This is a genomic window from Pseudomonas sp. 2848 (assembly GCF_003253945.1).
Classification (GTDB): Bacteria; Pseudomonadota; Gammaproteobacteria; order Pseudomonadales; family Pseudomonadaceae; genus Aquipseudomonas.
Window position 1 is genome coordinate 1 of record NZ_QKZD01000017.1, and the last position, 10,843, is coordinate 10,843.

Sequence of the window (10,843 nt, forward strand, 5' to 3'; positions counted from 1 at the left end):
GTGCTCTAGGGCACCGCCGGCTTGCAGTCTGCCATCCACCGCTCTCACCCCTTCAGTCTAAGAGCCTTTCAAGACACAAGCCGGCTTGCCGGCGAGAGGCCGGTGCAGGTAAACAAGCCAGTTGCTCCCACAGGTATGGCGCATGCCGGCATGCGACTTCTGCACAAACCCCACGCACTCAAGTAAACTGGCGGCCTTTTCGCGCAGCCTCGGGCTGCCCCTGTCGATTTACCAAAGGTGCCCGCCATGCCCTGGCTGCAAGTACGCCTGGCCATCAGCCCGGAACAAGCCGAAACCTACGAAGACGCCCTGCTTGAAGTGGGTGCTGTCTCGGTGACCTTCATGGACGCCGAAGACCAGCCGATCTTCGAACCGGACCTCAACACCACCCCGCTGTGGTCGCACACGCACTTGCTGGCGCTGTTCGAGGCCGATGCCGAGCCCGAGCAGGTGTTCGCCCACCTGCGCCTGCTGACCGGCGCCGAGCTCCCCGAGTACCAGGCCGAGGTGATCGAGGACCAGGACTGGGAGCGCAGCTGGATGGACAACTTCCAGCCGATGCGTTTCGGCCAGCGCCTGTGGATCGTGCCGAGCTGGCACGAAGCCCCGGAAAAGGACGCGGTCAACCTGCTGCTCGACCCGGGCCTGGCCTTTGGCACGGGCACCCACCCGACCACCGCGCTGTGCCTGGAATGGCTCGACGGCCAGCAGCTGCAAGACACGCAAGTGCTCGACTTCGGCTGCGGCTCGGGCATCCTGGCCATTGCCGCGCTGCTGCTCGGCGCCCGCCACGCGGTCGGCACCGACATCGACGTGCAGGCTATCGAGGCCTCCCGTGACAACGCCCAGCGCAACGGCATTGCCGACGACACGTTCGACCTGTACCTGCCCGAGCAGATGCCGGCGATGCAGGCCGACGTGCTGGTGGCCAACATCCTGGCCGGCCCGCTGGTAGCGCTGGCGCCGCAGCTGTCCGGCCTGGTGCGCCCCGGCGGCCTGCTGGCGCTGTCGGGCATCCTCGCCGAACAGGGCGAGGAAGTGGCCGCTGCCTATGCCGCCGACTTCGACCTGGACCCGATCGTCGTGCGCGACGGCTGGGTACGTATCAGTGGTCGCCGCCGCTAAGCGCGCCTAGACTCATCTCCTGCACAGCTTCCCGGACAGCCGCATGACCGACAGTTTCGTCACCCAGTGCCCGCATTGCCAGACCAGCTTTCGCGTCACCCATCACCAGTTGAGCGTGGCCCGCGGCGTGGTGCGCTGCGGCCAATGCCTGCAGGTGTTCAACGCGGCGAAGCAACTGCTGGAGCAGAACCGCGCCACGGCTGGCGAAGGCGACATTCGTGCGCCGGTGCCGGCAGTCGAGCCGGCCGTGCCAGCGCCCGCAGCCGTGCAACCGGAGGCCGCCCCGCCGGCACCGAGCGAAGACAACTGGACGGTCACGGCCGAGGAACTGGATGCCCTCGACCTCGACCAGGAACTGGCGCGCCTTGAACGGCGCAGCCCGGGTGATCGGCGCGCAGCTCCGGCCAAGGGCATGCTCCAGGCCCGCCGCGACGATCAGCTCGGCGATGGGCCTGGCGATGAACCGTTCGGCACCGCCACTGACGGCGACCGTGAGCCGGCGCAGGAGCGCGAGGACGCACCGATGCTGGTCGAGCAGGAGCCGCTTGACCTGGCACCGGCCGACGACGAGCGCACCGAGCCTACCCTCGGCGCGACCAGCCTCGATCTGGACGATGAACCACCAGTGCGCGATCGGACACTCGACGACGACCTCGACGAACCCTCGCGGCAGCTGTCCAGCCATGACGAACCGGTGCCGGAAAAGGGCCTTTCGGCGCTGGACGACGAGGTGCACAGCGCACCGTTCTCGGCCCGCGACGATGACCCCGACGAACATCCCGGGCAGCGCCTGGAACCGAGCCTGGCCGCCAAGCCCGAACGCTCGCGCAAGGAGCCGCTGGTCGACGTGGTCGACGACCCGTTGCAGTTGGGCTGGGAAAAGCCCGCCCCGAACTGGGGCAAGCGCCTGCTGTGGGGTTTCCTGACCCTGCTGGCCGCGGGCCTGCTGGCATTCCAGTACGTCTGGTTCCACTTCGACGAAATGGCCCGCCAGGACCAGTATCGCCCCTGGTTCCAGCAGCTGTGTCCGATGTTCGGCTGCCAGGTGCCGACCCGCGTCGACATCTCGCGGATCAAGAGCAGCAACCTGGTAGTGCGTAGCCACCCGGACTTCAAAGGGGCGCTGATCGTCGACGCGATCATCTACAACCGCGCGCCCTTCGCCCAGCCCTTCCCGCTGCTCGAGCTGCGCTTCGCCGACCTCAACGGCCAGCTGATCGCCAGCCGGCGCTTCAAGCCCAGCGAGTACCTGTCGGGCGAGCTGGCCGGGCGCGGCGAGATGCCCAGCCAGACGCCGATCCACATCGCCCTGGACATCCTCGACCCTGGGCCGAAGGCGGTGAACTACAGCCTGAGCTTCCGTTCGCCAGAATAAGCGACAGGCGGCAAGCTTCAAGCCGCAGGTAAAAGCCTGTCTGCAGGCCTCTTGCAGCTTGAAGCTCGCCACTTGGCACTGGGTGTCATAACGCCGCAACTGTTCAGATTTTATCCAGATTCATCTTTATCCGGTCATCGAGAGCGGGTATCATGCCATCCCTTTTTCGAACTCCAATGATTCGGCCCCACAACAGGGAACACCTATGTCGGCGGTACGCATCGGCCCTTACACACTGCAGAACAACCTGATCCTGGCCCCCATGGCCGGCGTCACGGACCAACCTTTCCGAACGCTGTGCAAACGCCTGGGCGCGGGCATGGTGGTGTCGGAGATGGTTTCCAGCGACATGCGCCTGTGGAACAGCCGCAAGTCGAGCCTGCGCCGCATCCACGAAGGTGATCCCGAGCCACGCTCGGTGCAGATCGCCGGTGGCGACGCGCAGATGATGGCCGAGGCGGCCCGGGCCAACGTCGAGGCCGGCGCGCAGATCATCGATATCAACATGGGTTGCCCGGCGAAAAAAGTCTGCAACAAGGCCGCAGGCTCTGCTTTATTGAGAGATGAAGCCTTGGTCACCGAAATCCTCCATGCCGTCGTCGGCGCCGTGGACGTACCGGTGACGCTGAAGATCCGCACCGGCTGGGACCGGGCGAGCAAGAACGGCCTGAACGTGGCGAAGATCGCCGAACAGGCCGGCATCCAGGCGCTGGCGGTGCATGGCCGCACACGCGCCGACCTGTACACCGGTGACGCCGAGTACGACACCATCGCCGCGATCAAGCAGGCGGTGTCGATCCCGGTATTCGCCAACGGCGACATCACCTCGCCGGAAAAGGCCCGGGCGGTGCTGCATGCCACCGGCGCAGACGGCCTGCTGATCGGCCGTGCCGCCCAGGGGCGGCCGTGGATTTTCCGCGAGGTCGAGCATTACCTGCGCACGGGCGAGCACCTCCCCGCCCCGGCGCTGGACGAAGTGGAACGCATTCTGCTGGAGCACCTGGCCGCGCTGCATGCCTTCTATGGCGATGTGATGGGCGTGCGGATCGCCCGCAAGCACGTTGGCTGGTACCTGGCAACCCGACCTGGCGGCAAGGAGTTCCGCAGCCAGTTCAACGCTTTGCAAGACACACAAGCGCAGTGCGCCAACGTTCAGGCGTTTTTCGCCGAACGTCGACAGAGCCTTGGGACAGAGGACGAACAAGGGGTGGCCGCATGACGATGATGACCGAGACATTAGTGAGTGGAACAACGCCCGTGAGCGACAACGCCAACCTCAAGCAGCACCTGAACACGCCGAGCGAAGAGGGCCAGACCCTGCGCGACAGCGTCGAGAAGGCACTGCACAACTACTTCGCCCACCTGGAAGGCGCTACCGTCACGGACGTGTACAACCTGGTGCTCTCGGAAGTCGAGGCGCCGCTGCTCGAATGCGTGATGAACTACGTCAAGGGCAACCAGACCAAGGCCAGCGAGATGCTCGGGCTCAACCGAGGCACGCTGCGCAAGAAGCTCAAGCAGTACGATCTGTTGTAAGGCCAGAACCCCAACCAAAAAGGCGCTCATGCAAAGAGGCGCCTTTTTTGCTGACTCCACCGCGTTATGGAATCTGAAATGACCGACCAGACTACCCGCCTGCCGATCCGCCGCGCCCTGATCAGCGTCTCCGACAAGACCGGTATCCTCGAATTCGCCCGTGAGCTGCAACAGCTCGGTGTCGAGATCCTGTCCACCGGCGGCACCTACAAGCTGCTCAAGGACAATGGCGTGAACGCGGTGGAAGTGGCCGACTACACCGGCTTCGCCGAAATGATGGACGGCCGGGTCAAGACCCTGCATCCGAAGATCCACGGCGGCATCCTGGGCCGTCGCGGCACCGACGACGCCATCATGAACGAGCATGGCATCAAGCCGATCGACCTGGTCGCGGTCAACCTGTACCCGTTCGAAGCCACCATCAGCAAGCCGGGCTGCGACCTGCCGACCGCCATCGAGAACATCGACATCGGCGGCCCGACCATGGTCCGTTCCGCGGCGAAGAACCACAAGGACGTGGCCATCGTGGTCAACGCCAGCGATTACGCCGGCATTGTCGAAGGCCTGAAAGCCGGCGGCCTGACCTACGCCCAGCGCTTCGACCTGATGCTCAAGGCCTTCGAGCACACCGCCGCCTACGACGGCATGATCGCCAACTACATGGGTACCATCGACCAGGCCAAGGACACCCTCTCCACCGAAGACCGCAGCGAGTTCCCGCGCACCTTCAACAGCCAGTTCGTCAAGGCCCAGGAAATGCGCTACGGCGAGAACCCGCACCAGAGCGCGGCGTTCTACGTCGAGGCCAAGAAGGGCGAGGCCAGCATCTCCACCGCCATCCAGCTGCAAGGCAAGGAGCTGTCGTTCAACAACGTGGCCGACACCGACGCCGCGCTGGAGTGCGTGAAGAGCTTCGTCAAGCCGGCCTGCGTGATCGTCAAGCACGCCAACCCGTGCGGCGTGGCCGTGGTGCCTGAGGACGAAGGCGGTATCCGCAAGGCCTACGACCTGGCCTACGCCACCGACACCGAGTCGGCGTTCGGCGGCATCATCGCCTTCAACCGCGAGCTGGATGGCGAAACCGCCAAAGCCATCGTCGAGCGTCAGTTCGTCGAAGTGATCATCGCCCCGAAAATCTCCCAGGCCGCCCGCGAAGTGGTGGCTGCCAAGCAGAACGTGCGTCTGCTGGAGTGCGGCGAGTGGCCAGCCGAGCGCGCCGCCGGTTGGGACTTCAAGCGCGTCAACGGTGGCCTGCTGGTGCAGAGCCGCGATATCGGCATGATCACTGCCGACGACCTGAAGATCGTCACCAAGCGTGCGCCGACCGAGCAGGAAATCCACGACCTGGTGTTTGCCTGGAAAGTGGCCAAGTTCGTCAAGTCCAACGCCATCGTCTACGCCAAGCAGCGCCAGACCATCGGCGTCGGCGCCGGCCAGATGAGCCGCGTCAACTCCGCGCGCATCGCCGCGATCAAGGCCGAGCATGCCGGCCTGCAAGTGCAGGGCGCGGTAATGGCCTCGGATGCGTTCTTCCCGTTCCGTGATGGCATCGACAACGCGGCTAAAGTGGGTATCAGCGCCGTGATCCAGCCAGGTGGTTCGATGCGCGATGCCGAAGTCATCGCCGCCGCCGACGAGGCCGGTATCGCCATGGTATTCACCGGCATGCGCCACTTCCGCCACTGATTATGGCAATCGGCCGCACTGAAGCAGGCATCTGCTGCGTTGGGGCCGGTTCCGCTGATGCTCATTGCCATAAGGCAACTGCGCTTATCGGAACCGTCCCCGCCTTGCATCTACCTGTTTCATTGCGACCTCGTACAGCGAGGGGCGCTGCCTCTCGTTCGACAGATTTCGAGGTTTTGACATGAAAGTTTTGATCATCGGCAGCGGCGGTCGCGAACACGCCCTGGCCTGGAAAGTCGCCCAGGACCCACGGGTCGAGAAAATCTTCGTGGCGCCGGGTAACGCCGGCACCGCCAGCGAAGCCAAGTGCGAGAACGTCGCCATCGACGTCACTGCCCTGGAGCAACTGGCCGACTTCGCCGAGAAGAACGTCGACCTGACCATCGTCGGCCCGGAAGCGCCGCTGGTCATCGGTGTCGTGGACCTGTTCCGCAGCCGTGGCCTGGACTGCTTCGGCCCGACCAAGGGCGCGGCCCAGCTGGAAGGCTCCAAGGCCTTCACCAAGGACTTCCTGGCCCGCCACAAGATCCCGACTGCCGACTACCAGAACTTCACCGAGATCGAGCCGGCCCTGGCCTACCTGCGTGAGAAAGGCGCGCCGATCGTGATCAAGGCCGACGGCCTGGCCGCCGGTAAAGGCGTGATCGTCGCCATGACCCTGCAGGAAGCCGAAGACGCCGTGCGCGACATGCTCGCCGGCAACGCCTTCGGTGAAGCCGGTTCGCGCGTGGTGATCGAAGAGTTCCTCGACGGCGAGGAAGCCAGCTTCATCGTCATGGTCGACGGCCACAACGTGCTGCCAATGGCCACCAGCCAGGACCACAAGCGTGTCGGCAACCAGGATACCGGCCCGAACACCGGCGGCATGGGTGCCTACTCCCCTGCCCCCGTGGTCACTGCCGACGTGCACCAGCGCGTGATGGACCAGGTGATCTGGCCGACCGTGCGCGGCATGGCCGAGGAAGGCAACGTCTACACCGGCTTCCTGTATGCCGGCCTGATGATCGACAAGGCGGGCAACCCCAAGGTCATCGAGTTCAACTGCCGCTTCGGCGACCCGGAAACCCAGCCGGTCATGCTGCGCCTGGAGTCGAGCCTGGTGCTGCTGATCGAAGCCGCCTTCGCCAAGGCCCTGGACAAGGTCGAAGCGCAATGGGACCCGCGCCCGAGCCTGGGCGTGGTGCTGGCCGCCGGTGGCTACCCGGGCGACTACGCCAAGGGCGCCGTGATCAGCGGCCTGGACGCCGCCGCCAAGCTGCAAGGCAAGGTGTTCCACGCCGGCACCGCGCTGAAGGACGGCCAGGTGGTCACCGCCGGTGGCCGCGTACTGTGCGCCACTGCCATGGGCGACACCGTCGAGGCCGCCCAGCAGCAGGCCTACCGCCTGGCCGAGCAGGTCAAGTGGGACGCCAGCTTCTACCGCAACGACATCGGCTACCGGGCCATCGCCCGCGAGCGCGGTGAGCAGCAGTAAAAGTGCAGCCAACGGTCGTGCCGCTCCCGGCGCACGGCCTTCGGCTCGTCGTCAAGGCCCCGCCGGGGCCTTGCCTTCGCCTTGGCGCGCCGCGCATAGTGGTTATCCGGCACATTAGCTAAGAAGGGATTTCGTCGTGCGTCGGCTTCGGATTGCCATAGCCCTGATCGTCAGCCTGCTGACCCTGCTCTGCCTGCTCCCGGCACACGCCGAACAGGCCGCGGGCTGGTCGGCGCTGCTCGATGAACAGGCCAACCTGCAGCTGTCCGACGTGCGCTCCGAACGCTACCGCAACCAGTTCAGCCCATTGGCCCTCGAAGAACTGGATGCCGCCCTCCCCGACCAGGCCCTGTGGTTGCACTACCGCCTGGATCCGAGCGACCAGGAACAACTGGTACGCATTTTCGCCCCCGACCTGTCACGCCTGGACCTCTACGCCCTGGAAGGCGGCAAACTGCTGCGCCAGTTGCACCATGGCCGGCAGGGCGACGGCCTCAGCCCCACCCTGCGCGGCAGGGACCACGTGCTGCCACTGCCGCACAGCAACCAACCATTGGATATCTACCTGCGGCTGGTTTCCGAACACCAGCTGCGCCCGGCCATCACTGTCGAGACCACCGCCCACGCCGCCGCCGACCAGCGCCAGTCGCTGCTGTTCGGCCTGTTGTTCGGTGGCCTGGTGATGCTGATCCTGCACAACCTGATCCGCTTCGGCTACACACGCTCCAGCACCACGCTGGTACTGGCGCTGTACCACGGCCTGATGATGCTCAGCGCGCTGATCCTGCTCAACCTCAGTGGCCCCTGGTGGCACCTGTGGCACAGCGCGCAGACCCCGGCGGCCTACCTGACGCTGGTGCTGGCAGGCCTGGCCGGGTTGTACTTCACCCTGCACTTCTTCTCCCCCTGCAGTTCGGCGCGGCTCAATCGCCTGCTGCACATGGAAATGGTGGTGGCCGCGGTCAGCGGCCTGGTGCTGCTGTTCGTCGACACCCTGCCGCTGAACCTGATGACCTACGCCCTGCTCGCCCTGGGCAGCGTGAGCATGCTGCTGGTCAGCGGCTATCACTGGTACAAAGGCTACGGCCCGGCGCGCCTGTTCGCCGTGGCGATGCTGGTGTTCAACCTCGGCGGCCTGGTGCTGTTGCCGGCCCTCCTGGGCCTCACCCGCACCTCCACGCCCTGGTTGCTGTGCATCCTCATGGCGCTGACCGTGGTCAGCGGCCTGCTGCTCAACCTGGCAGTCAGCGAGCGCCTGCGCCGGATCAGCGAGGAGCGCTTTCGCGCCAGCCGCGCCCTGGCCGCCAGCGATGCCGAGATCAACGCCAAGGCCGAGTTCCTGGCCAAGATCAGCCATGAGATCCGCACCCCCATGAACGGCGTGCTGGGCATGACCGAGTTGCTGCTGGGCACGCCGCTGTCGGTCAAGCAGCGCGACTATGTGCAGACCATCCACAGCGCCGGCAACGAACTGCTCACCCTGATCAACGAAATCCTCGACATCTCCAAGCTCGAGTCGCGGCAGATCGAGCTGGACGACGTGCAGTTCGACCTCAATGCCCTGATCGAGGACTGCCTGAACATCTTCCGGGCCAAGGCCGAACAGCAGAATATCGAGCTGATCAGCTTCACCCAGCCACAGGTGCCGCGGGTGGTCAGCGGCGACCCGACGCGCCTGCGCCAGGCCTTGTCGAGCCTGCTGGACAACGCCCTGAAGAACACCACCCAGGGCGAGATCCTGCTGGTGGTGGCCCTCGACCAGCGTGGCGACAGCCCGCGCCTGCGCATCGCCGTGCAGGACAGCGGCGAGCCCATGCCGCCGGCCGAGCGCGACGCCTTGCTGCAGGCCGAGCTGCACAGCCGCCACTTCCTCTCCAGCAACAAGCTCGGTGGCCACCTGGGCCTGGTGATCGCCAAGCAACTGATCGGCCTGATGCAGGGCGAGTTCGGCATCAAGACCAGCACCAGCATGGGCAACACCCTGTGGCTGACCCTGCCGCTCGACCCGCTGCGCCTGGAGCAGCCGCCCACCGACCTCGACGGCCCGCTGCGCGACGCCCGGGTACTGGTGGTGGACGACAACGACACCTGCCGCAAGGTGCTGGTGCAGCAATGCAGCGCCTGGGGCATGAACGTCAGCGCGGTGCCGTCGGGCAAGGAGGCGCTGGCCTTGCTGCGCACCAAGGCGCACCTGCGCGACTATTTCGACGCGGTGCTGCTCGACCAGAACATGCCCGGCATGACCGGCATGCAGTTGGCGGCCAAGATCAAGGAAGACCCGAGCCTGAACCACGACATCCTGGTGGTCATGCTCACCGGCATCAGCAATGCGCCGAGCAAGATCATCGCCCGCAACGCCGGGGTCAAGCGCATCCTCGCCAAGCCGGTGGCCGGCTACACGCTCAAGACCACCCTTGCCGAGGAGCTTGCCCTGCGCGGCCGTGAGCAGGCCGCACCGCCGCTGCCGGTCGGTACCCCGGTGCCGCTGGACCTGCCCGGCGACTTCCGCATCCTGGTGGCCGAGGACAACAGCATCTCGACCAAGGTCATCCGCGGCATGCTCGGCAAGCTCAACCTCGAGCCGGATACCGCCAGCAACGGCGAAGAGGCCCTGCAGGCGATGAAAGCCAAGCACTACGACCTGGTCCTGATGGACTGCGAGATGCCGGTTCTCGACGGCTTCTCCGCCACCCAGCAGCTGCGCGCCTGGGAGACCGCCAACCAGCGTCCGCGCACCCCGGTGGTGGCATTGACCGCGCATATCCTCAACGAGCACAAGGAACGCGCGCGCCTGGCCGGCATGGACGGGCACATGGCCAAGCCGGTGGAGCTGTCGCAGTTGCGCGAGCTGGTGCAGTTCTGGGCGGGGCAGCGCCAGGCGGTGTCCGACGACACCACGCAGATCCTGTAGGCGCTACCTCAGCTGCGAGGCAGCCACCACAGAATCCGGCACCCGCGTCGCGAGTGATCGCGGCTGAAGCCGCTGCTACAGGTTCCATGCTATACAGGTGCCACCCATTCCCGCCGCGGACCCAGCGCCATGCTCCATGAGTTGTTCAGCGTCTACCTGAAAATGCTCGTGCTCTACAGCCCGTTCTTCGTGCTCTCATGTTTCATCGGCCTGACCCGCGGCCACTCCAGCAAGGAGCGCAAGCAACTGGCCTGGCGGGTAGCCATTGCCACGCTGGTCGCCAGCGTGCTGCTGTACCTGTTCGGGCGGGTGATCTTCGGGGTATTCGGCATCACCGCCGACGCCTTCCGCATCGGTGCAGGCTCGGTGCTGTTCATCTCGGCGCTGGGCATGGCCCAGGGCAAGTCGGCGGTGCAGACCGACAACGTGCAGCAGGACGTGACCATCGTGCCGCTGACCATCCCACTCACCGTCGGCCCCGGCACCATCGGTGCGTTGCTGGTGATGGGCGTGGGCCAACCGCACTGGGACGACAAGCTGCTGGCCATCGTCAGCATCGCCCTGGCCAGCTTCACCGTGGGCCTGGTGCTGTATCTCTCGCACCGTATCGAACGGATCCTCGGCGACCAGGGCCTGCAGATCGTCAGCCGCCTGATGGGGCTGTTCGTCTGCGCCCTCGCGGCGCAGATCATCTTCACCGGGATCAAGGGTTACCTGCTGCCCTGACCCCGGCTGC

At 65.7% G+C, this 10,843-nt stretch carries 8 protein-coding genes; all 8 read left to right on the forward strand.

What is annotated here, in order from left to right:
* Window positions 1–246 precede the first annotated feature (246 nt).
* The 8 genes from prmA (at window position 247) to DFS21_RS24410 (ending at window position 10,833) form a co-directional block, all read left to right on the forward strand.
* On the forward strand, window positions 247–1,125 hold the full coding sequence (prmA, locus tag DFS21_RS24375; RefSeq protein WP_110701763.1) for a 50S ribosomal protein L11 methyltransferase: 879 nt from the start codon (window positions 247–249) through the stop codon (window positions 1,123–1,125).
* Between the two features lie 43 nt (window positions 1,126–1,168).
* Complete coding sequence (locus DFS21_RS24380) at window positions 1,169–2,500, forward strand: DUF3426 domain-containing protein (protein ID WP_111533297.1); 1,332 nt, start codon at window positions 1,169–1,171, stop codon at window positions 2,498–2,500.
* 205 nt (window positions 2,501–2,705) lie between these two features.
* Complete coding sequence (gene dusB, locus DFS21_RS24385) at window positions 2,706–3,719, forward strand: tRNA dihydrouridine synthase DusB (RefSeq protein WP_102683176.1); 1,014 nt, start codon at window positions 2,706–2,708, stop codon at window positions 3,717–3,719.
* Window positions 3,716–4,036, forward strand: coding sequence for a DNA-binding transcriptional regulator Fis (fis, locus tag DFS21_RS24390; RefSeq protein ID WP_011535876.1), 321 nt, complete (start codon window positions 3,716–3,718; stop codon window positions 4,034–4,036). Before dusB ends, fis begins: the two co-directional genes overlap by 4 nt.
* A 78-nt stretch (window positions 4,037–4,114) precedes the next feature.
* On the forward strand, window positions 4,115–5,722 hold the full coding sequence (gene purH / locus DFS21_RS24395; protein WP_023630842.1) for a bifunctional phosphoribosylaminoimidazolecarboxamide formyltransferase/IMP cyclohydrolase: 1,608 nt from the start codon (window positions 4,115–4,117) through the stop codon (window positions 5,720–5,722).
* Window positions 5,723–5,903: 181 nt separating this feature from the next.
* Window positions 5,904–7,196: a phosphoribosylamine--glycine ligase gene (gene purD, locus DFS21_RS24400; protein WP_046854049.1), complete on the forward strand. Its 1,293-nt coding sequence runs from the start codon at window positions 5,904–5,906 to the stop codon at window positions 7,194–7,196.
* 136 nt (window positions 7,197–7,332) lie between these two features.
* Window positions 7,333–10,107 (forward strand): hybrid sensor histidine kinase/response regulator, encoded by a 2,775-nt coding sequence (locus DFS21_RS24405; protein ID WP_110701767.1) that lies wholly within the window; start codon window positions 7,333–7,335, stop codon window positions 10,105–10,107.
* Window positions 10,108–10,236: 129 nt separating this feature from the next.
* Window positions 10,237–10,833 (forward strand): MarC family protein, encoded by a 597-nt coding sequence (locus tag DFS21_RS24410; RefSeq protein WP_023633040.1) that lies wholly within the window; start codon window positions 10,237–10,239, stop codon window positions 10,831–10,833.
* The last annotated feature ends 10 nt before the right edge of the window (window positions 10,834–10,843 follow it).